The organism is Corynebacterium meridianum (genome assembly GCF_016342265.1).
Lineage (GTDB): Bacteria > Actinomycetota > Actinomycetes > Mycobacteriales > Mycobacteriaceae > Corynebacterium > Corynebacterium meridianum.
The window spans coordinates 196,506-217,407 of record NZ_JAEIOS010000013.1 but is presented as its reverse complement, the minus strand read 5'-3'; the positions used below and the strand labels follow the sequence as shown (position 1 = coordinate 217,407).

General features: G+C 66.2%; 16 protein-coding genes and 4 tRNA genes. 13 read left to right on the top strand and 7 right to left on the bottom strand.

What is annotated here, in order from left to right; all coding sequences use genetic code 11:
* The first annotated feature begins 8 nt into the window (after nt 1-8).
* Nucleotides 9-1,022 carry a prephenate dehydrogenase gene (locus JDV75_RS08800; protein ID WP_198738879.1) on the top strand — a complete coding sequence of 338 codons (1,014 nt, stop codon included), beginning with the start codon at nt 9-11 and terminating at the stop codon, nt 1,020-1,022.
* A 58-nt stretch (nt 1,023-1,080) separates the two neighbouring features.
* Here the strand turns inward: JDV75_RS08800 and JDV75_RS08795 are convergent.
* The 3 genes from JDV75_RS08795 to JDV75_RS08785 form a co-directional block, all read right to left on the bottom strand.
* Nucleotides 1,081-1,156 (bottom strand) — tRNA-Arg (locus tag JDV75_RS08795).
* A 162-nt stretch (nt 1,157-1,318) separates the two neighbouring features.
* Nucleotides 1,319-1,391 (bottom strand) — tRNA-Arg (locus JDV75_RS08790).
* Nucleotides 1,392-1,413: 22 nt separating this feature from the next.
* Nucleotides 1,414-1,505 (bottom strand) — tRNA-Ser (locus JDV75_RS08785).
* A gap of 128 nt (nt 1,506-1,633) precedes the next feature.
* Here JDV75_RS08785 and hisC point away from each other — a divergent pair.
* Nucleotides 1,634-2,656 carry a histidinol-phosphate transaminase gene (gene hisC, locus JDV75_RS08780; RefSeq protein WP_198738878.1) on the top strand — a complete coding sequence of 341 codons (1,023 nt, stop codon included), beginning with the start codon at nt 1,634-1,636 and terminating at the stop codon, nt 2,654-2,656.
* Between the two features lie 117 nt (nt 2,657-2,773).
* On the opposite strand, the gene JDV75_RS08775 is transcribed toward hisC, so the two are convergent.
* Nucleotides 2,774-4,945: a VaFE repeat-containing surface-anchored protein gene (locus JDV75_RS08775; RefSeq protein ID WP_198738877.1), complete on the bottom strand. Its 2,172-nt coding sequence runs from the start codon at nt 4,943-4,945 to the stop codon at nt 2,774-2,776.
* Between the two features lie 1,225 nt (nt 4,946-6,170).
* Nucleotides 6,171-6,257, bottom strand: a tRNA-Ser gene (locus JDV75_RS08770).
* A gap of 115 nt (nt 6,258-6,372) precedes the next feature.
* Between JDV75_RS08770 and JDV75_RS08765 the strand changes: the two genes are divergently transcribed.
* Complete coding sequence (locus tag JDV75_RS08765; protein ID WP_198738876.1) at nt 6,373-7,332, top strand: NAD(P)H-quinone oxidoreductase; 960 nt, start codon at nt 6,373-6,375, stop codon at nt 7,330-7,332.
* A gap of 20 nt (nt 7,333-7,352) precedes the next feature.
* Here the strand turns inward: JDV75_RS08765 and JDV75_RS08760 are convergent, their stop codons facing one another.
* The gene (locus tag JDV75_RS08760; protein WP_198738875.1) at nt 7,353-8,609 is read right to left on the bottom strand and encodes an aminotransferase class V-fold PLP-dependent enzyme; all 1,257 of its coding nucleotides are present in this window, start codon (nt 8,607-8,609) and stop codon (nt 7,353-7,355) included.
* A gap of 112 nt (nt 8,610-8,721) precedes the next feature.
* Between JDV75_RS08760 and wzm the strand changes: the two genes are divergently transcribed.
* Both wzm and wzt read left to right on the top strand, forming a co-directional pair.
* Nucleotides 8,722-9,591 carry a galactan export ABC transporter permease subunit Wzm/RfbD gene (wzm, locus tag JDV75_RS08755; RefSeq protein WP_418884393.1) on the top strand — a complete coding sequence of 290 codons (870 nt, stop codon included), beginning with the start codon at nt 8,722-8,724 and terminating at the stop codon, nt 9,589-9,591.
* 14 nt (nt 9,592-9,605) lie between these two features.
* Nucleotides 9,606-10,430, top strand: coding sequence for a galactan export ABC transporter ATP-binding subunit Wzt/RfbE (wzt, locus tag JDV75_RS08750; RefSeq protein ID WP_198738873.1), 825 nt, complete (start codon nt 9,606-9,608; stop codon nt 10,428-10,430).
* Between the two features lie 18 nt (nt 10,431-10,448).
* On the opposite strand, the gene JDV75_RS08745 is transcribed toward wzt, so the two are convergent.
* Nucleotides 10,449-11,219, bottom strand: coding sequence for a FadR/GntR family transcriptional regulator (locus JDV75_RS08745; protein WP_198738872.1), 771 nt, complete (start codon nt 11,217-11,219; stop codon nt 10,449-10,451).
* Between the two features lie 324 nt (nt 11,220-11,543).
* On the opposite strand from JDV75_RS08745, the gene JDV75_RS08740 reads away from it, so the two are divergent.
* From JDV75_RS08740 to glfT1, 8 genes are all read left to right on the top strand, one after another.
* The gene (locus JDV75_RS08740) at nt 11,544-13,112 is read left to right on the top strand and encodes an ABC transporter substrate-binding protein (protein ID WP_232958377.1); all 1,569 of its coding nucleotides are present in this window, start codon (nt 11,544-11,546) and stop codon (nt 13,110-13,112) included.
* A 115-nt stretch (nt 13,113-13,227) separates the two neighbouring features.
* Nucleotides 13,228-14,184: an ABC transporter permease gene (locus JDV75_RS08735; protein ID WP_198738871.1), complete on the top strand. Its 957-nt coding sequence runs from the start codon at nt 13,228-13,230 to the stop codon at nt 14,182-14,184.
* Between the two features lies 1 nt (nt 14,185).
* A complete protein-coding gene (locus tag JDV75_RS08730; protein ID WP_198738870.1) occupies nt 14,186-16,159 on the top strand; it encodes a dipeptide/oligopeptide/nickel ABC transporter permease/ATP-binding protein in 1,974 nt (657 codons plus the stop codon).
* Nucleotides 16,160-16,167: 8 nt separating this feature from the next.
* Nucleotides 16,168-17,151: an ABC transporter ATP-binding protein gene (locus JDV75_RS08725; protein ID WP_198738869.1), complete on the top strand. Its 984-nt coding sequence runs from the start codon at nt 16,168-16,170 to the stop codon at nt 17,149-17,151.
* A 48-nt stretch (nt 17,152-17,199) separates the two neighbouring features.
* Entirely contained in the window at nt 17,200-18,162 is a 963-nt protein-coding gene (locus JDV75_RS08720) for a dihydrodipicolinate synthase family protein (protein ID WP_198738868.1), read from the top strand.
* 42 nt (nt 18,163-18,204) lie between these two features.
* Nucleotides 18,205-19,158: an ROK family protein gene (locus JDV75_RS08715; protein ID WP_198738867.1), complete on the top strand. Its 954-nt coding sequence runs from the start codon at nt 18,205-18,207 to the stop codon at nt 19,156-19,158.
* A 5-nt stretch (nt 19,159-19,163) separates the two neighbouring features.
* The gene (locus tag JDV75_RS08710) at nt 19,164-19,853 is read left to right on the top strand and encodes an N-acetylmannosamine-6-phosphate 2-epimerase (RefSeq protein ID WP_198739098.1); all 690 of its coding nucleotides are present in this window, start codon (nt 19,164-19,166) and stop codon (nt 19,851-19,853) included.
* Between the two features lie 116 nt (nt 19,854-19,969).
* Entirely contained in the window at nt 19,970-20,887 is a 918-nt protein-coding gene (gene glfT1 / locus JDV75_RS08705; RefSeq protein ID WP_198738866.1) for a galactofuranosyltransferase GlfT1, read from the top strand.
* Nucleotides 20,888-20,902: the final 15 nt, after the last annotated feature.

The following is a 20,902-nucleotide window of genomic DNA, read 5'->3' as shown; positions in this document are numbered from 1 at the left end:
ATTGTCAGATGACCACCACCGCAATTTCCCGGCCCGTCTGTGTCCTCGGCCTCGGACTGATCGGCGGATCACTGCTCCGCGATCTCGCCGCCTCCGGGCACCCGGTATTCGGATACAACCGTTCGCCGTCCGCGGCCCGCGCCGCCGCTGACGACGGCTATGACGTCACCGATTCCCTCCCCGATGTCCTGGAGAAGGCACAGGAGTGCGGCGCACTGATCGTGATGGCGACCCCGATGCCCGCAATTCCCACGCTCCTCGACACCATCGACAACCACGCACCCGACTGCGGATTCACCGATGTGGTGAGCGTGAAGACGAAGGTGCTGGAGCTCGTCCGTGAACGTGGCATGGCCGACCGCTACGTCGGTGGACACCCGATGGCCGGCACCGCGGACAGCGGCTGGACCGCCAGCCAACGCGACCTGTTCAAGGGGGCGGCCTGGGTGGTCACCTTCGACCGTGCCCTGGACGACACTCCCCCGCCCGCACAGTGGGTGTCCCTCTGGATTGACGTGGTGCACATGGCGACCCGCGTCGGTGCCGAGGTCATCCCGGCGCAGGTCGGGAACCACGATGCCGCAGTCGCCCGGATCTCCCATCTCCCGCACCTGCTCGCGGAGTCGCTCGCGATCGTCGGCGACAACGGCGGGGCACTCGCCCTGTCTCTCGCCGCGGGCAGCTTCCGCGACGGCACCCGCGTCGCGGGCAGCGCCCCCTCCCTGGTGCGCGCCATGTGCGAGACGAACAACGAGGCGCTTCTCAACGCCCTGGACGAGACGCTCGCACTGCTCAACGACGTCCGCGCGAATCTCGCGGACAAACGCCCCAGCATCGAGGAACTCGTTGACTCCGGCTACCGGTCCCGGATCCGGTACGAGGCGCGCTCCGGGATGCACACCGACAACGGCGGCCTTCTCGCCTCTCCACGTCCGGTGATCCGGTTCCAGCCCGGTACGCCCGGCTGGATCAACCAGCTCGCCCACGCGGAAATGCTCGGCGCCCGTATCGAGGTGTACTGACCGGCACGCACATGAAAGGCCCGGTACCGCGTGGTCACGGTACCGGGCCTTCAAACTGTGGTGCGCCCGGAGGGATTCGAACCCCCAACCTTCTGATCCGTAGTCAGATGCTCTATCCGTTGAGCTACGGGCGCATGCGGCCTTGGACCATGGCGGCCCCGGCAACGAGATTCTACATTACACCCGCCCCGAAAGACTCGACAAATACCCAGGTGAAAGATCATATCCGGTAAAAGAAAACGGCCCCGCCCCGTTACCCGGGGTGGGGCCGTTTCCGTTTCTGTCTCAACACAGAGTGCGCCCGGAGGGATTCGAACCCCCAACCTTCTGATCCGTAGTCAGATGCTCTATCCGTTGAGCTACGGGCGCTTATTCAGTTGACCCTTGCGGGTGGCGGAGGCGAGAGGATTTGAACCTCCGGTCCTCTGTTAGGAAGACAACTCATTAGCAGTGAGTCCCATTCGGCCGCTCTGGCACGCCTCCATCGATCCCACGGACATCGCACGGATGCAGATGACGTGAAACCAGCGATGATGTTACCCCGAGTCTCCCCGCCACGGCAAAACCACAGGCCACACACTCCCGACTCTGCTGGTTGTAGTGTGAGACACATGATCCGAAACGATGTCTCCGCCATTCCCGCCTATATTCCGGGCCGCGCAGTACCGGATGCCCTGAAACTGTCCAGCAACGAGGCAGCCCACCCGCCTCTACCGAGCGCGATCGAGGCGATGACCGAAGCCGCCCGCACCGCGAACCGGTACCCGGACATGGGGGTCGTCGCGCTGAAGGCGGAACTCTCGGACGCACTGGGGCTCACCCCGGAAAAGATCGCCGTGGGCTGCGGTTCCTCGGCGCTCTGCCAGCAGATTGTTCAGGCCACCTGCAAAGCCGGTGATGAGGTCATCTTCGCGTGGCGCAGCTTCGAGGCCTATCCCATATTCTGTCTCGTCGTGGGTGCCAATCCCGTGATGGTCCCTCTCGACGACAACCACCGGCACGACCTCGACGCTATGGCGGCCGCGGTGACCGACCGGACCCGGCTCATCTTCGTCTGCAACCCGAACAACCCGACCGGCACGAACATCACCGAGGACGAGTTCACCGCGTTCATGGACCGTATCCCCGACGACATCGTCGTCGTCCTCGACGAGGCGTACATCGAATACGTCCGCGACGAGAACAACCCGGTCTCCACGGAACTCCTCGACCGGTATCCGAACCTCGTCGGCATGCGGACGTTCTCCAAGGCCTACGGCCTCGCCGGAGTACGCATCGGCTACGCCTTCGGCAATCCACAGATCATCGATGCCGTGAATCGCATGGCACTCCCATTCAGTGTGAATGCCGTCGGCCAGGCCGGAGCCCTGGCGTCTCTGGCCGCCGCAGACGAGCTGCTCCAGCGCACCGACGAAGCCGTCGAACAGCGTGAGGCGTTGATCGCCCGGATCCCGGAGGCGGTCGAATCACAGACGAACTTCGTCTGGATCCCCACCACCCGTGCCCGGGAGTTCGCCGAGGCGCTCGCAGAACGCGGCGTCCTCATCCGTGCCTTCGACGAGGGCGTTCGCGTCACCGTGACCACCGGTGAAGAACTCAATCAGTTCCTCACCGCCTGGGATGACGTGCAGTAGCGGGTCACAGCGCGAAAAAGGGGCGGGCCCACCACGATCATGTGGTGGGCCCGCCCCTTTCTGATTTGCCTGGCCCGGCATCAGATGGATAACGGCGCCGGTCAGACGACCCGGACGCTAGGCGCGCCGCCTACGCTCAAGGAGCCCTGCCCCGAGCAGGAGGAGCACCAGGCCCGCGAGAACGATGAACAGAACGTCTGCTCCGGTGTTCGCCAGCTGCTGCCCATTCACCTGATTGGGCTGATCCGCCTGCGGCTGCTGACCGTCGAGCTGAGACTGCGGCTGCGCCTGCCCGGGCTGCGACGGAGTCCCGGAGGCCAGGGCCGGGGTCGACGTCGCCGCCGGTGGATGGACGGAACCGGACTCCCGACGGGGGTGATCGACGACGGAGGCGTGCGACGAACCCGTGACCGGTGCGGTGACGGCGACTGCGCTCGACGCGCCGCCGGCGATCACCGCCAGAACCACGGCAGGCAGCAGTGCCAGCGCGAGTCCCCGTACAGAAAGAGCAGGTCCGCAGTCATCGTCGGTGGAGAACAGGCCCCGACCATCGGTGCAGTTGTCACCGGGGGCCGGTGTCACGGTCTCCTCCTCAGGCTCCTCGACTTCGGTTCCGCCGGCGACAGGCTCGTCAACCACCGGAGTCTCAACGACCGGCTCTTCGGTCACCGGCACCTCGACAACAGGGTCCTCGGTCACCGGAACCTGCACCACAGGAACCTCGACAATCGGCTCATCAACCACCGGAGTCTCAACGACCGGCTCTTCAGTCACCGGCACCTCGACAACAGGCTTCTCCGTCACCGGAATCTGCACCACAGGAACCTCAACGACAGGCTCCTCAACCGTGGGATCCTCGGTATCGGGCACCTCGGTCACCGGCTCCTCAACGACAGGCTCTTCGGTCACCGGAATCTCGGTCACCGGAATCTCGACGACGGGCTCCTCCTCCACGGTGACTGTCTGGCCCGCATCCTCGGGATCCTCGTGGACGGCGACAGGTTCCGCGGTCGTGTCATCGCCGGAGAACAGCCGCTCGAATGCGACGAGCTTTCGACCGGCGTAGCCGGCGGGAACGGTGAACTCGACGTCGACGGAACCATCTGCGCCCTCCGGGGTGAATACCCGTCGGGCGGTCACGTCGATGGCCTTGTGGGTCTCTCCGTCAACGAGAACACCGGTGAGGGTGTAGCGCTCTCCGGGAATGAGACCGGTGTAGCTGACGGTGTCCACTACGATTCCACCGTCGAATGCCAGAATCTGGTCACTGTCCTCCCTGTCCCGGGCCCGGGTACCGATCTTCGGTGCAACAGTCGGGACCTCGGTCCAGTTGACCTTCGACACGGCCTGCTGCTGCACGGGATGGGTGTCGGAGACCAGGGCCAGCTGCTGGGCCTTCCCACCCTCGTAGACGAGGACGGAGCCGGACTGGAGCGGTACATCTGCGGTGAGTTTGAGCTTCGCGCTACCTGCAGTGAGGCCTTCGGGGACCCGGACGGAGAAGCGCTGCCCCGAGGTGACCGCCGTGTGCGTTCCGACGGTGCTACCCGAGTCCAGGTTGACCAGTTCGACACCCTCCGGCGCTTCCTCGATGGTCAGCTCGCCGTTGTCCGCGGAAAACGAAACGGTGAACTCTCCGATATCGGAGCCGACGTGGCCGTCGAACGACTGTGGGGTCAGGGCGAGGTTGGCCTCGGGGGCGGTCTCCGCGACTGCGCGTTCGACCAGATGGTCGGCGACCTCCTCGATTCTGGCTCTGGTCTCGTCGTCCACTCCGATGAGCGTGGGGCGGCGAACGTCGGGGTTGGTGAAGTGCCAGAGTGCGAACTGGGTGGCGGTGATGGCGTCCTTCTCGGAGAGTGTCCCCGTCACTCCGGCATTTTCGGCCAGTTCATCGGCCTCGATCCCGGGGTAAGCGTTCTTCAGGATCCAGCGGACGTGGGGTCCGCCGGGAATCCCCTCGGCACCGAAGCTGCTCAGGTTGTGCCCGCCGTCGGCGCTGGCGACGACCGCGTTGATGCAGTAGGCGCGTGCCAGTCTATCTTCCGGAAGCTCCACCGCGAACAGTGCGACAGACCTTTTCTCACCGTCTTCCGCGAGCCGGAAGCTGTGACCGAAGTCGGCGATCCCGCTGTCGATCCGGACGGGTGTCACGAGGGTCTGCTGATCTGCCGATTCCGCCGCTGAAGCCACTCCGGTCCCGGCCGGGACGGCCAACCCGAAGACGGCCAGAACGAGTGCCAGGAGCAGGATCGCCCCCTGCCTGACCTGTCGCACTGTTGGATACACGGGCACCACCTTTCGAATTATCTTCGACGGGGGTCCCAGCTATTCGCCATGATGGTTCGATACCGCCCATGAACAGCGCTGAATCCCCGTCTTAACGAGTTGTCAAGAACGGGGAGAGATTAGAAAGTGTGCGCCGGAAACTCAATTCGTAGCACCTTTGACGACAGCTCCAAGGCGGTCCCGGAAACCCCCAGAGAAGATCAGTGGGCCAGCGGGACACCGCGCACCCGGAGCAGTTTCATAGACCATTTGATTCTCATATTCGACACCCCATTCCCCTGAAAAACGTGCGGGATAAATACCCTTCCCCGCACCCGTCGATTCCAGAGCCTCACCGCCCGAACGCCCGTCCAGGCATTTTTATACCTCAAAACATCACATCCAGAACGTATCGTGCATTGCCGAACATGCACAGAAATCGGGGTAGCGTGTTCCCGGAACGACCGACGGGAGGACCGTAAGGCGATCGGGGAATACAGACACGGCCACCCCGGACAATCCCTCGGCCGCCCCACGGAACACCCGCACCCTGCCACCTCAGACAGGAAATCACCCCGCCTCCGGACCCACCGAGCAGCAGAAACACCCGGTGAAATAAGGTCCCGGTCCGCCGCGCGCGACACAACACCGAACGAAGAGACCCCGCCGCCCTGAATGCGCCCCACACCCCACCATGACGTTCGTCCGAGCACGGACAGCTCCGGGATCCCTCCCCGCCCCCACCCGGTGGCCGCCATCTTCGCCGGCGCCCCACCCCGTCGGCACCGGAACTCCCACAGGAAGATTATCGCGCACCAGGTACCGACACAGGTTCCCAATCAAATACACATGCCCATATTTCAGGAATCCCCCAACCGGCCTTCATATCAGAAATCTGGATGGTCAGAGGGAGCAATGGATACGATTTTCATGTCAGAAAATAACCCTAGGTCAAGCACCTTGCAGTGAACTCGAGATCTAGGTTTTGTCTTGAGTGATGTTCGTCTCATTTAGCTGTCCGGCCTCAAAACCCGGACAGTCAGACACTTTCGGACACGGCCAGACAGTTGCACCACGACCGGGCGTCGGACGCTCCCCACGCCCATTCCCGGCAGGCGGGCCGGGCGTGGACCCGCACCGAATTCAGCGCCTCCCCCACCGGCCCATGTGGATCCGTCCAACATACCCGCCCGGACAGCTCTCCCGACACGCAGAAAGCCCCCTGCCGTGCAGGGGGCTTTCTCGGCGGAAGTAGAGGGATTTGAACCCCCGGTCCGGTTTAAGGGACGCTCGCTTTCAAGGCGAGTGCATTCGGCCGCTCTGCCATACTTCCTCGGTGCCGACTGATTCTAGCGGATCACCGCGACGCGGCACCAACATGGCCCCGACCGCGGCGACGGGGCCCGGAACGCCGGACATCGGGGCGGGTTTCCCCTACCCTGGGCGTTATGAAGGCAATCACACTGGCAAACCCGGACGACAGAACCTCGCTCACCTGGGGCGAAGCACCGAAACCGGAAATCAAACCGGGAGAGGTGCTGGTCGAGGTGAAGGCCGTGGGCGTCAACCGCGCGGACCTGCTGCAGGCCGCGGGCCACTACCCACCGCCACCCGGGGTGTCCGAGATCATCGGCCTCGAGTGCGCGGGGGTGATCGCGAATCCGGGTGACACCGACCGGGAGAAGGGGGAGCGGGTCGCGTGTCTGCTGGCCGGTGGCGCATACGCGGAGTACGTCGCGGTTCCGGTCGGGCAGCTGCTGCCGGTACCGGAGGGCTACTCCTTCGTGGATGCCGCATCCGTCGTGGAGGTTGCCTGCACGTTGTGGTCCAACCTGGTGATGGTCGCGGGACTGCACGAGGGACAGACGGTGCTCCTGCACGGCGGTGCCGGTGGAATCGGCACCTTCGGCATCCAGCTCGCGAAGCAGCTAGGATGCACGGTCGCGGTAACGGCTGGTTCCGCGGAGAAGCTCGCGACCTGCCGTGAACTGGGCGCAGACATTCTGGTGAACTACCGGGATGAGGATTTCGCGGAGGTGCTGAAGAATCGTGCCGACGTGATCCTCGACATCATGGGCGCCAAATACCTGGACCCGAATCTCCGCGCGCTGGCGATGGACGGACATCTCGTCATCATCGGCATGCAGGGCGGGGTGAAGGGCGAGCTGAACATCGGGCGCCTGCTGTCGAAGCGCGGATCGATCTCCGCGACGGGTCTGCGGGGACGTGACCTGGAGGACAAGGCGGAGATCGTGGCCGAGGTCGTCGAACACGTGTGGCCGATGCTCGAGGACGGCCGGGTACGGGTGAGCATCCACCGCACCCTCCCGATCGATCAGGCCACGGAGGCGCACCGCCTCCTGGATTCGGGAGAGGTGACGGGCAAACTCGTGCTCACCTTCGACTGACCGGGCGGGCACCCGTGTCGTCAGCCGAAGGAGGCTACGGCCCGGGTCAGCTGGTCGATGTCGGCGGTCGTGTTGAACGGGCCGAGGGAAACGGTCACCGAGCCCCCGGCCTCCCGGGCACCCATCTGCTCCAGGAGGGGGTCGCGTGGGCTGACCGTGGTGATCAGTCGATTGTCCACAAGTCGCTGGTGAACGGTCTGTGCGTCCACCCCAGGGACGACGAGGCTCACCCTCGGGATACGGTCCTGGCGGTAGACGTCCCCGGCGGTCTCACCGGTGATTCCGATCAGGTGGAGGCCGCCGAGCCACTGGAGGGAGTCGATCAGGTGGAGTGAGAGGAAGTGCATGTAGTCCTCCAGCTCCCCGGCGGATTCGATGAGCCGGTTCCGCCGGCTGCCACGGGCGTCCTCCTTCAGCCCGGCCAGGTGGTCCACGGCGGGCGCGACGCCCCCGAGCAGGCCTGTCGGCAGAGGACCGAGTTCGAGTTTCGTCGCCCTGTCGACGGGCGCGCCCTCCCAGGCGCCGTCGAGCCTCGGGAACATCGTCGTGTCCCGGAACACCAGTGCGGAGACCTGCGGACCGCCGAACGCCGCACAGTCCAGAAGAACGACGTCCGCCCCACAGTCGTCCATGTCGATACCGCGGTACGCGGCGACGGTCGAGGCGTCGACGAACACCCATGCGCGCGACCTGGAGTGCACGGTCTCCGCGATGTCCCGGACCGGAGCCACGGTCCCGAGGAGCCGGTGCGCCGCGTTGACCACGACCAACCGGGTCGAGCCGTCGACGAGGTCCCGGTACTGCCAGGCCGGCCACTCCCCGGTTCCGAGATCGGGTTCGGCCCACCGGACGGTTACTCCGTCGAGCGCATCGAGTGCGGCGAACGGACCATTCAGCGAGGGGTCGGCGCACCGCCCCAGGATTACCGAGCCACCGCGGCGCAGCCGCGAGCGAAGGGAATCGGCCACGGTACGCAGCAGCGTCTCCCGGTTGGGCCCGAGAACCACTCGGTCAGCGGAGGCCCCGACGAGATCGGCGATCGCGCGTCGTGCGGAATCGGTGTGGATGTCACCGCGCCGACCGCCACCGGGGGCGGTGAGACCGTGGGTACCGGTGGCCACCTGACCCGACGTGGCCGATGCGGAGGTCCGGAACGCAGTGGCGACACCTGAGGCGACCCGCTCCGGGATCTGGGGAAGCTCATGCGCGTTGAGATATGTCCAACCGTCACTCAACGACACATAGAGACCGCGCACGCGGGCCACATCAAGCGCCATGTCGCCTCCTCATTCCGTCCGGTGATCACTCGCCAGTATGCCCGCCTGCCGCGCGCAGCGCACCTGGGCCGCTAGGGTGTTCATTGTGTCAGATAGCCATTCAACCAAAGACCTGTCCGGGGACATAGCGCGGCTGGTCCGCGCCGAGGACCCCGGCGAGAGCCGCTCCCGGTCGACCACATTCGCGGCAGCATGGTCCGATCTCGTGCGTGGATTTCTCCAGCATGAGCTGTGGCTTCAGCTCGGTTGGCAGGACATCAAGCAGCGGTACCGCCGCTCCGTACTCGGCCCCCTGTGGATCACCATCGCCACGGGCGTCATGGCGGTGGCCCTGGGCCTGCTTTACTCCGTGCTCTTCCGGATCCCGGTCGCCGAGTTCCTGCCGCACGTCACCGTCGGCCTCATCATGTGGAACTTCATCTCTGGCGCGATCAAGGACGGCTCCGACATATTCATCGAGAACGAGGGGTTGATCAAGCAGCTACCGAGCGCCCTGTCGGTGCACGTGTACCGGCTGGTGTGGCGCCAGTTGCTGTTCCTCGCACACAACATGGTGATCTGGCTCGTGCTGATGATGGTCTTTCCCCGGCCGCTCGGAATGGAGGGCTTCCTCGCGATCCCCGCGCTCTTCCTGCTGGTGCTCAACGGGGTCTGGGTGTCGATGTTCTTCGGCATCATCGCCACCCGCTACCGTGATGTCTCCCCACTCCTCGAGGCACTGGTGCAGCTAATGTTCTACATCACGCCCATCGTCTGGACCACCACCACCCTGAAGGATCAGGGCGGGGAGATCTCGGAGCGGGCGAAACTCGCCCAGCTCAACCCGCTGTACCACTACATGGAGGTGCTCCGTGCCCCGCTCATCGGCGCGGATCTGCCCGTCTACCACTGGTGGATCGTCATCGGCTGCACCGTCGCCGGCCTGTGCCTGGCTCTGCTGGCGATGAAGCAGTGGCGATTCCGCGTCAGCTACTGGGTGTAAGGAGAACACACCACATGGTTTCCATCGACACCTACAACGCCTGCGTCGACTTCCCGATCTTCGACGCCAAATCCCGTTCCATGAAGAAGGCCTTCCTGGGGGCCGCCGGCGGTGCCATCGGCCGGAACTCCGACAACGTCGTCGTGGTTGAGGCACTGAAGGACATCAACCTGCACCTCCGCGAGGGCGACCGGGTCGGACTGGTCGGGCACAACGGAGCCGGCAAGTCGACACTGCTGCGCCTGCTGTCCGGGATCTACGAGCCGACCCGGGGCAGCGCCCACATCCGCGGTCGCGTCGCCCCGGTCTTCGACCTGGGCGTGGGCATGGACCCGGAGATCTCCGGATACGAGAACATCATCATCCGCGGACTGTTCCTCGGACAGACCCGGAAGCAGATGAAGGACAAGATGGAGGAGATCGCGGACTTCTCCGAACTCGGCGAATACCTGGCGATGCCGCTGCGCACATACTCCACCGGCATGCGGATCCGTCTGGCACTCGGGGTCGTCACGTCCATCGAGCCGGAGATCCTGCTGCTCGACGAGGGAATCGGCGCGGTCGATGCCGCGTTCATGGCGAAGGCGCGTGCCCGCCTGGAGGAACTCGTCGCCCGGTCCGGAATCCTCGTGTTCGCCTCACACTCCAACGACTTCCTCGCCCAGCTCTGCGACACGGCGCTGTGGGTCGACCACGGACAGATCCGGCAGGCAGGACAGGTCGACGACGTGGTCGAGGCCTACGAGGGCAAGGGCGCGGCGGATCACGTACGCAACCTGATCCGACGCATGCAGGAGGAGAACACCGGCATCCACGGCCGGGGCCCCGTCTCCGGGTGACGACCCGGGGGTGTCTGCTCACCGGTTGTCGAGGATCGTCTCCAGCGGGAGGTAGTGGTCGCAGACGGCCCGCTCATAGGCACGGACGTCGCCCACCATCGCTGCCTCAAGCATGTCCCCGTGGGCGTGCGCGGTCTGTACCAGCCCCTCGTGCACGGCCAGTCCGAGGGTGGGGACGACCGCCTGATGAATCTGCCAGAACGAGCTGACGAGTTGCCGGACGACCTCGTTGCCGGCGAGGGCGAGCAGTCCGTCGTGGAACGCCAGATCGGCGTCCGTGAATGTCTCACCCTTCTCCGCACTGTCGACCATCGAGTGCACCAGGGCCGTGAGACCCGGTTGGCTAGTACCGCGCAGTCGACCGCAGAGCGCCTCCGACATTCCGAGGTCGAGGAAGCGACGCACCTGGATGACCTCCCGCAGAGTGGCGAGATCCCCGCCGGCCGACAGCGTGGTCCTGAATACGAGCGCCTCCACCAGCGGGGCCATCGACAACGCCCCGACGAAGGATCCCGAGCCCCGGCGGACGACGACGATGTCGAGCGCCTCCAGCCGGCGCAGCGCCTCCCGGACGGAGGACCGTGAGACATCCAGGGTTTCGGCGAGACTGGTCTCGCCGGGCAGCGGATCCCCCGGGCGCAGTCTGTTGTCCAGTATGAACTGCTTGATCGCCTCGCTGGTCGCATCCTTACGGTTGCGAGCGGATTGCGGCCGGGACAAAACCGCCTGCACGATCGACGGCTCTCCCACCGCACCTGTTTCCGGATCTCCGGCACGCATCTCGCTCATGCAGCTAAAGCTATCACGGTTGTCCGACAGGGCACCCTCGGCAAGTGCTCTTGTGAGCGCCGTCGAGATCGATCACCAAATGTGATTCAGGAGATAAATAGGCCATGGTGCCTAGCGGTTCACAGGCCTCTACTATCACGCCCAATCCGGTAAACAACCCCTTTTAGGGGTGCTCACTGGAATCAAAAGCACATGTCAGGTATCCGCCGTGTGCGTTTCGTTACTTTTCGTTTCCGCTTTCATTGAGTGGAGTTCACACACCCCGTATCATCAAGGTCGTAAGATGTCTGACAACTTCCCGCATACCCCAATGAGGAGCCCTCAATGCGAGCATCCACTTCAAAGCGCACCTTCGCGCGAATGGCCGGACTGACCGCGGTCGCCGCTCTCGGACTGACCGCCTGTGGCGGCGGAAACACCACCAGTGACACCACCGCCGACGGCGGCTCCGGCGACGGCGCGAAGATCATCACCGCCGCCGTCGGTTACGACACCGACAACTACGATCCCGGCACCACCACCTCCGCCCTCGCGCTCGCCGCGAACTGGCACACGATGGAGGGACTGACCGAACTCGATCCCGCCACCCGCGAGGTCTACCCGGCGCTCGCCGCGGAACTGCCCACCAAGGTGGACGACACCACCTACGAGGTCACCCTGCGTGACGGCGCGATGTTCTCCGACGGCACCGAGGTAACCCCGGCCGACGTCGTCGCCGCGTTCAACCGCACCATGGACGGCTTCTACGCCCCCATGCTCGGCTTCATCGATTCCGTCGAACCCAACGGCGACAACGCCGTGACCATCAAGACGAAGTACCCCTTCTCCCTGGTCAACGAGCGCATCTCCCTGGTCAAGGTCGTCCCCGCGGGACAGACCGACGACGAGCTGAAGTCCGCCCCGATCGGCACCGGCCCCTACAAGATGACCGAGGCCGTCAAGTCCAAGCACGTCAAGTTCGCGAAGAACGAGAACTACAACGGCGACCGCCCCGCCGGCGCCGATGAGATGCGCTGGGACATCCTGGTCGACGACACCGCCCGCGTGACCGCCATGAGCGAGGGCTCCGTCGTCGCCATGGAGAACGTCCCCTCGGTGAGCAGAAGCCTGCTCGAGGGCAAGGTCGAGATGGAGTCCAAGCAGGGCTTCAACCTCCCCTTCGTCATGTTCAACACCCAGAAGGCCCCCTTCAACGACGCGAAGGTCCGCCAGGCGGTGCTCTACGGCATCAACGCCCAGGAGCTGATCGACAACACCCTCGACGGCACCGCAAAGGCGGCCACCTCCTTCCTCCCGGAGTCACACCCGAACTACCACGAGGCGTCCGAGGTCTACACCTACGATCCCGAGAAGTCGAAGGAACTGCTGAAGGAGGCCGGCGTCGAGGACCTGCACTTCACCCTCAACACCACCGACCACGGCTGGATCGCCAACATGGCGCCCCTGATCCAGCAGCAGCTCGGTGCGGCAGGCATCACCGTCGACACCATCGACACGCAGGCGTCCGGCGCGATGTACTCGAACGTCACCGACGTCGACGACCCGCAGTTCGACGTGGTCCTCGCGCCCGGCGACCCCTCGGTCTTCGGCAACGACCCCGACCTGCTGATGAACTGGTGGTACGGCGACAACGCCTGGACCCAGAAGCGCTCCGGCTGGAAGGGCTCCGAGGGCTACAACAAGCTCCACGAGCTCATGGACAAGGCCGTCCGTGCGACCGGCGACGAGCAGCAGGACCTGTGGAACCAGTCCTACGACGTCATCGCCGAAGAGGTCCCGATCTACCCGCTGTTCCACCGCAGCGTCACCTCGGCGTGGAACGACGACAAGGTCGAGGGCTTCCAGCCGATCGCCCTGACCGGCATCTCCTTCCTCGACGTCAACGTCAAGTAATCCCCTTCCCGGACCATCCATGTGGCCCCTGCCCCGCACGGCGCGGGGGCCACATGGATGCCGGATGGCACCGCACACCGGGGCGCCGTCCGGGACAACTATCTGAGGTACTCAAGTGTCCAACCTGATCAGGCTCATCGGGCGCCGGCTCCTGGCACTCCCCGTCATGATTCTGGGCATCACATTCCTCGTCTTCTTCGTGATGTCCTTCAACCCGGTCGACCCGGCGTACGGAGCCCTCGGTGAGGGCGCTTCCGCCGCACAGATCGAGGCTTACCACGAGGAATACGGCCTGAATGATCCGCTCTTCGTCCGCTACCTCGCCTTCCTCGGCGGTCTCCTCCACGGCGACCTCGGAAGCTACACCTCACAGCGACTCCCCGTCTCCGGACGTATCGCGGAGGCCTTCCCCGTCACCATCTCCCTGACCTTCTACGGGCTGATCATCGCCGTGGTCATGGCCCTCATCTTCGGCGTTCTCGCCGCCCTCTACCGCGACTCCTGGATCGACCAGGTCATCCGCGTGTTCTCGATCATCTTCGTCGCGACGCCGTCCTTCTGGCTCGCGGTTCTGCTGATCCAGGCGTTCACCATCAACAACGACATCCTCCCGGCCTCGGGCCCGCTGATCGCGTTCGAGTCCGATCCCAGGGCCTACATGATGCGGATGCTCATGCCGGCCTTCGCACTGGGTATCCCGGTCGCAGGCTCCCTGATCCGCGTCGTGCGTACCTCAATGGTGGAGGAACTCGACAAGGACTACGTGCGCACCGCGCTCGGCGCCGGCATCCCCAAGCACATCGTCGTGGCCCGCAACGTCCTGCGCAATGCGCTGATAACGCCGGTGACCGTCCTCGGTCTCCGCATCGGCTACCTCATGGGTGGTGCCGTGATCATCGAGGTCATCTTCGCCCTCCCCGGCATGGGGCAGGCGATCCTCGAGGGCATCCAGTCGAACTACGCCGATCTCGTCCAGGGCGTGACGCTGACGGTGGCGCTCGCGTTCGTCGTCGTCAACATCGTCGTCGACATGCTCTACATCCTCATCAACCCGCGTATCAGGACGGTGTGACATGCGCAGAGAACTCACCACCAAGCTTTCCAGGCCCGGACTACGGTTCGGCCGCTGGCGGGCGATGTCGGTGCCGTCGCGCATCAGCGTCATCCTCCTCGCCGCGATCATCATCATCGCCGTGTTCGCTCCGGTGTTCGCCACCCACGATCCACTCCTGATCACCAGGCCGAACACAGCACCGGACTCCGAGTACTGGTTCGGCACCGACTACCTCGGCCGTGACGTCTACTCGCGCATGGTCTACGGCGCCCGGATCTCCCTGACCATCGGCATCTGCGCCACCCTGTTCGCGCTGGCGTGTGCCGCGGTCCTCGGTTCGATCGCGGCGGTCAGCTCGCGCTGGGTCTCCGAGACCCTGATGCGCGTGCTCGACATCATCATGTCCTTCCCCGGGATCGCCCTCGCGGCGGTGTTCATCGCGGTGTTCGGCAACTCGATCCCGATCCTGATCTTCTCAATCGGCTTCCTCTACATCCCCCAGCTGACCCGCGTCGTGCGCGCCAACGTGCTCGACCAGTGGGGCGAGGACTACGTCAACGCGGTCGTTGTCTCCGGCGCGGCCCGCACCTGGATCCTCATCAAGCACGTCGCCCGCAACTGCGTCGCGCCGATCCTCGTGTTCGCCACGGTGCTCGTCGCCGACGCGATCGTCTTCGAGGCGTCCCTGTCGTTCATCAACGCGGGCGTCCCGGAGCCCGACCCCTCCTGGGGTTCGATCATCGCCTCCGCCCGTCAGGGTGTGCTCACCGGATTCTGGTGGGCCGCGATGTTCCCCGGTCTCGCCATCATGATCACGGTGCTCGCCCTGAACGTCCTCGCCGAGGGAATCACCGACGCGCTCGTCGCCGCACCCGGCGCGACCAAGATCAACCCGCAGGACACCGCCGGCAAGCGGGAGGCCGACCGCCTGGCGTCCGACCCGGTCGCCGCCTACAAGGTCCAGGAGGAGGACCTGAACAAGCGGCTCGCCGAGCTGCGGGAGGTGGAGTGCCGCCGCACGGACCGCTTCGTCCCCGACTACTCCGTACCCCCGCTGCTCGAGGTCAGGGATCTCTGCCTCCGGTTCCCGCGGCACGGTGACGTCGACGTCGTCGACCACGTGAGCTTCGAGGTCCGCCCCGGGCAGACGATGGCACTGGTCGGTGAGTCCGGCTGCGGCAAGTCGATCACGGCACTGACCATCATGGGTCTGCTCGACAGCAGGGCGACGATCAACGGCGAGATCATCTACGACGGCACCGACCTGCTGAAGCTGTCGACGAAGCAGCACGCGGCGCTCCGCGGCCACGAGATCGCGATGATCTACCAGGACGCACTCTCCTCCCTGAACCCGTCCATGCTCATCAAGGCCCAGCTGAAGCAGCTGACCAAGCGTGGCGGAACCCGCAGCGCGGAGGAACTCCTCGAGCTGGTGGGCCTCGATCCGAAGCGCACCCTGGAGTCCTACCCGCACGAGCTGTCCGGCGGTCAGCGCCAGCGTGTCCTCATCGCCATGGCCCTGACCCGTGACCCGAAACTGATCATCGCCGACGAGCCGACCACCGCGCTCGACGTGACGGTGCAGAAGCAGGTCATCGAGCTGCTCAACGATCTGCAGGACAAGCTCGGCTTCGCGATGATCTTCGTCTCGCACGACCTAGCGCTCGTCGCGGAGGTCGCGCACTCCATCACCGTCATGTACGCCGGCCAGGTCGTCGAGCAGGCGCCCACCGTCGAGCTGATGACCGATCCCCGGCACGAGTACACCCGTGGCCTCCTCGGCTCGGTGCTGTCCATCGAGGCCGGATCCGGCCGCCTGCACCAGGTGCCCGGCGTCGTCCCCAGCCCACGGGACTTCCCCCGTGGTGACCGCTTCGCGCCCCGATCCTCGCACCCGACCGTCGGACTCGACACCCGCCCGGTGCTCACCCGTGCCGCTAGCGAGCACCACTTCTACGCCGTGCAACCCGAACTCGCCGAGAGCGGAAAGTGAGCAATCCGATGTCCAACGACAACGAGCGGGACACCAACGAGGTCGCCCGCACCGAGACAGAATCCGCCCTCGACTCCTTCCAGCAGGACACCGTCGAGTCCGCGCCGGAACACCCGGACGAGGTGGTGCGCGCGCGCCAGGTGGACTCCACCGGACGCGCGGCGGCCAACGACGACGGTACGACGCCCATCATCGAGCTGCGGGACGTGTCCGTGACGTTCCGGTCCCGGTCGGGCGGGATCTTCAAACCCCACCTGGTGCACGCCGTCCGCGGCGTCACCATGAAGCTGAACGCCGGTGAGACCCTCGGCCTGGTCGGCGAGTCGGGCTGCGGTAAGTCCACGACCGCCCGCGTGATGTGCGGCCTGCAGGACCCCACCGAGGGCGAGGTGTACTTCCAGGGCCGGAAGGTGACCAAGCGTTCCGCGAAGGACCGCAAGCAGATCGGCCGCGTGGTCTCCGTCGTCTTCCAGGACCCGGCGACCGCCCTGAACGCACGCATGATCGTCGCCGAGCAGTTGCTCGACCCGATGGTGGTGCACAAGATCAACAACAAGAGCTACCGCGAGGAGCGGATCCGTGAACTCATCCACCTGGTGGGCCTCCCGGAGAGCGTGCTCCAGGCCCTGCCCGGTCAGCTGTCCGGCGGCCAGCGGCAGCGCGTCGCCATCGCGCGTGCCCTGTCCCTGAACCCGGACGCGATCATCGCCGACGAGCCGACCTCGGCGCTCGACGTCTCGGTCCGCGCCCAGATCCTCAACCTGCTGTCCGATCTGAAGGACGATCTCAACCTCGGCATGGTGTTCATCTCCCACGACATCCAGACCGTGCGCTACGTCTCCGACCGGATCGCAGTGATGAACGGCGGCACCGTCGTCGAGGAGGGGCCCGCGCAACAGATCCTGGAGAATCCCCGGGACGAGTACACGCGTACCCTGCTCGGTGCGGCACCGTCTCTGCTGCACCCCGCGAAGTCCGCCTTCGCGAACTGACGGCCAGTACCCCGTATCACCCATCTGAGAATCAACTAGGAGCCCACAGTGGAATCCCCCTTCACCGGTGTCATCCCGCCGGTAGTCACCCCTCTCGACGACGCCGGAAACTTCGACCGTGCCAGTTTCGACCGGGTGGTCAACCGCATGATCGACGCCGGGGTGCACGGCCTGTTCTTCCTCGGTTCATCGGGAGAGGTCGTCTTCTCCACCGATGAGCGCCGCCGGGAGATCATCGCCGCAGCGGTAGAGACCGTCGCCGGGCGTGTGCCCGTCCTGGTCGGCTGCATCGACACGGAGACCAACCGCGTCATCGAGCACGCCCGCACCGCCGCCGAACTCGGGGCCGACGCCATCGTCGCCACCGCGCCGTTCTACGCGCTCGGCGGGGTCAACGAGATCGAACGGCACTTCCGGAAGATCCACGAGGCCGTCGACCTACCCCTGTTCGCCTATGACATCCCCGTCTGCGTGCACGTGAAACTGCCCGGTGCCCTGCTGCTCAAGCTGGGCCTGGACGGGGTTCTGGCGGGTGTCAAGGACTCCTCCGGCGATGACGTGTCCTTCCGTTTCCTCGCCCGCGACAACGCCGCCGCCGGCCGCCCCCTCACCCTGCTCACCGGCCATGAGGTCGTCGTCGACGGTGCGTACATGTCCGGTTCCGACGGCTGCGTGCCCGGTCTCGGCAACGTCGATCCGGCCGCCTACGTCCGCCAGTGGGACGCCTACCGTGCCGGCGACTGGAACACGGTCCGCGCCGAACAGGACCACCTCACCGAACTCATGCGCATCGTCCTGGTCACCACCGGGGCCGTGGGCTTCGGTGCCGGGGTCGGCGCCTTCAAGACCGCTCTGATGCTCCTCGGTGTGTTCTCGACGAACCGCATGCCGGAACCCGTCGCCGCTCTGACCGGTGAGAACCTCACGGCCATCGCCGAGGTGCTGAGGTCGTGCGGCCTGGAGCCGACGATCGATCCGGAGTCCGCCGAAATCGCCCCCTTCGCCTCCTGATCCACCGGATCATCACCGCACCAACCGAGAGGACGGTTCCCCGTGAACAGTGACAGTGACGCCGGCCGCGTTCTCGCCGTCGACATCGGAGGAACGAAGATCAACGTGGCCCTCGTCGACGCGGACAACACCGTCACGGGACTGTCCACCGCGGCGACCCCGAGCCGGGAGGACGGTGCCTCCGTCGTCCGCCAGGTGCTGCGGGTCGCGCGCCGCGTCATCGACTCCGCGCGCGACCCGGCACCGACGCTGGTGGGCATCGGCAGCGCGGGGGTCGTCAGCCCGGACGGGCGGCGCATCACCTCCGCGACGGACGCCATCCGCGGGTGGGCCGGCACCGAACTCGCCGCCGGGGTCGAGGAAGCACTCGGCCTCCCCTGTTCCGTCATCAACGACGTCCACGCCCACGCCCTCGGCGAGCTCGCCGGCGGTGCCGGGCGTGGCCACGAATCGATGCTGATGGTCGCGGTCGGCACCGGCATCGGCGGGGCGGTGATCGTCAACGGCGGGCTCGTGCCCGGCGCGCACGGCGTTGCCGGCCACGTCGGGCAGATCAGGGTCACCACCACCGATCCGGAGAACTGTGCCGGCTACACGGACACCCTGGAGAATCTCGCCTCGGGGCCGGGCATGACCCGTTTCTACGCGCAGCTCGGCGGAAAAGGGGTCGGAAACGGCCATCAGCTCCAGGCGGCCGCCCGAACCGATGCCCTCGCCGCGGACGTGATCATGTCCGCGGGTTCAGTCACCGGCCACACGGTAGCCTCCCTCGTCAACGCACTCGATCCCGAACTGGTCGTCGTCGGCGGAGGTGTCACCCGGATGGGCGAACTCTGGTGGCGGCCGCTCGAGGAGGCCTACGCTGAAACACTGATGGCCCCGCTCCGGGGCACCCCCCTGGTCGCCGCCGAGCTGGGCGATGACGCCGCCCTCGTCGGGGCGGCGCACCACGCCCGTGCACGTCTGAAACCCCTGAAGAAGGAGCCCCACCCATGAGTGACATGAGCATCGACGCCCTCCTCGACCGTCTCCGCGGCGGACTGGTGGTGTCCTGCCAGGCCTATCCCGGTGAGCCGCTGCGCCGCGCGGAGATCACCGCCGCCATGGCCCAGGCCGTCGTCGAGGGAGGTGCGCGCGCCGTCCGTGTCCAGGGCGTCGCCGACATCGCCGCCGCACGGCAGGCCGTCGAGGTTCCCGTCATCGGGCTGATCAAGCACGGCCACGACGGCGTGTACATCACCCCCTCCGTGGCGCACGCCCGGGCGTGCGCACTCGCGGGCGCGGACGTCGTCGCCATCGACGCCACCCTCCGCGAACGCGGCAACGGCGAGTCCTTCGCCGACGCCGTGGCCGCGATCCACGCCGAGTTCCCCGGTGTCGCGGTGATGGCCGACTGCGCCTCCGTCCCCGATGCGGTGGCCGCCGCGGAGGCGGGTGCGGACATCGTCGGCACCACGCTGGCCGGTTACACCCCGGGCTACGAGCACGCACGGGAGAAGACCCCGGGGCCCGACCACGACTTCATCGACGAGGTGCTCGCCGCGGTGGACCGGCCCGTCCTCGTGGAGGGGCGCCTGCACCGGCCCGAGGATGTCGCCGGAGTATTCGCGCGCGGCGCGTTCGCCGCGTGTGTCGGTACCGCCATCACGCATCCGACGACGATCACCAGCTGGTTCGTGCCGAAGGACTGACCCGCCGCGTCCCGGCCCCGCACAGGCCCCCGATCTCACGCGCCGACCCGGATTTTTCACCGCCGGTCGGCGCGTGACGGCGTTGTCCGGACGTGCCCCTGTGCGACAATGGCCGCATGGCTCTCACCACCTCGGACCGCGTCGCAGCGGTCATCGTCACCCACCGTCGCGCCGACCTCCTGCGCGCATCCCTTGAGGTTGTCGCCGCCCAGTCGGCACCCGTGGAGTGGATCATCGTGGTGGACAACGGCTGCGAGCGGGCCGTGTCGGACGCGGTTGCGGAGATCGCCGGCGACCGGGGCGTCTATCTGCCGTCCCGCACGAATCTCGGCGGCGCGGGTGGTTTCGCCTACGGGTTCCTCACCGCCCTCGCCCTCGGCGCGGACGCCGTGTGGTGCGCCGACGACGACGGTCGCCCCGAGGGCCCGGAGGTCCTCGCCACACTGCAGGAGTGCGCGCAGCGGCACGGCCTGGACGAGGTCTCACCGGTTGTGTGCAACCTCGACGAACCGGACCTCCTCGCATTCCCGCTGCGGCGGGGACTGGAGTGGCGGCGCAGGCGCGGTGAACTCATCGACCCGGCGAACCCGGACGATGATCTCCTGCCCGGTATCGCCTCCCTGTTCAACGGCGCGCTGATCTCCGCGGCGTCGATGGAACGCATCGGTGTGCCGGACCTCCGGTTGTTCATCCGCGGCGACGAGGTCGAGTACCACCGCAGGCTGGCCCGCTCCGGGCTGAAGTTCGGCACCTGCCTGAGTTGCGCCTACCTGCACCCGGACGGCTCGGACGAGTTCAAGCCGATCCTCGGCGGGCGGATGCACACCCAGTACCCGGACAACGAGGGCAAGCGGTTCTTCACCTACCGCAACCGCGGCTACCTGATGAACCAGCCGGGCATGCGCCACCTGCTCCCCCAGGAGTACGCCCGCTTCGGCTGGTTCTTCCTGGTCAAGCAGCGCGATCCTGCCGGATTCCGGGACTGGCTGCGCCTGCACCGCATGGGGCGCCGGGAACGCTTCGAGCGCCCCTGAGATCCGGGACGACGG

Excerpts from the sequence above, each read along its gene's own strand:
- wzt (WP_198738873.1), top strand. The coding sequence starts at position 9,606 with ATGGTTTCCATCGACACCTACAACGCCTGCGTCGACTTCCCGATCTTC.
- hisC (WP_198738878.1), top strand. The coding sequence starts at position 1,634 with ATGATCCGAAACGATGTCTCCGCCATTCCCGCCTATATTCCGGGCCGC.
- JDV75_RS08765 (WP_198738876.1), top strand. The coding sequence starts at position 6,373 with ATGAAGGCAATCACACTGGCAAACCCGGACGACAGAACCTCGCTCACC.
- JDV75_RS08725 (WP_198738869.1), top strand. The coding sequence starts at position 16,168 with ATGTCCAACGACAACGAGCGGGACACCAACGAGGTCGCCCGCACCGAG.
- JDV75_RS08745 (WP_198738872.1), bottom strand. The coding sequence starts at position 11,219 with ATGAGCGAGATGCGTGCCGGAGATCCGGAAACAGGTGCGGTGGGAGAG.
- JDV75_RS08740 (WP_232958377.1), top strand. The coding sequence starts at position 11,544 with ATGCGAGCATCCACTTCAAAGCGCACCTTCGCGCGAATGGCCGGACTG.
- JDV75_RS08760 (WP_198738875.1), bottom strand. The coding sequence starts at position 8,609 with ATGGCGCTTGATGTGGCCCGCGTGCGCGGTCTCTATGTGTCGTTGAGT.
- JDV75_RS08800 (WP_198738879.1), top strand. The coding sequence starts at position 9 with ATGACCACCACCGCAATTTCCCGGCCCGTCTGTGTCCTCGGCCTCGGA.
- glfT1 (WP_198738866.1), top strand. The coding sequence starts at position 19,970 with ATGGCTCTCACCACCTCGGACCGCGTCGCAGCGGTCATCGTCACCCAC.
- JDV75_RS08710 (WP_198739098.1), top strand. The coding sequence starts at position 19,164 with ATGAGCATCGACGCCCTCCTCGACCGTCTCCGCGGCGGACTGGTGGTG.
- JDV75_RS08730 (WP_198738870.1), top strand. The coding sequence starts at position 14,186 with ATGCGCAGAGAACTCACCACCAAGCTTTCCAGGCCCGGACTACGGTTC.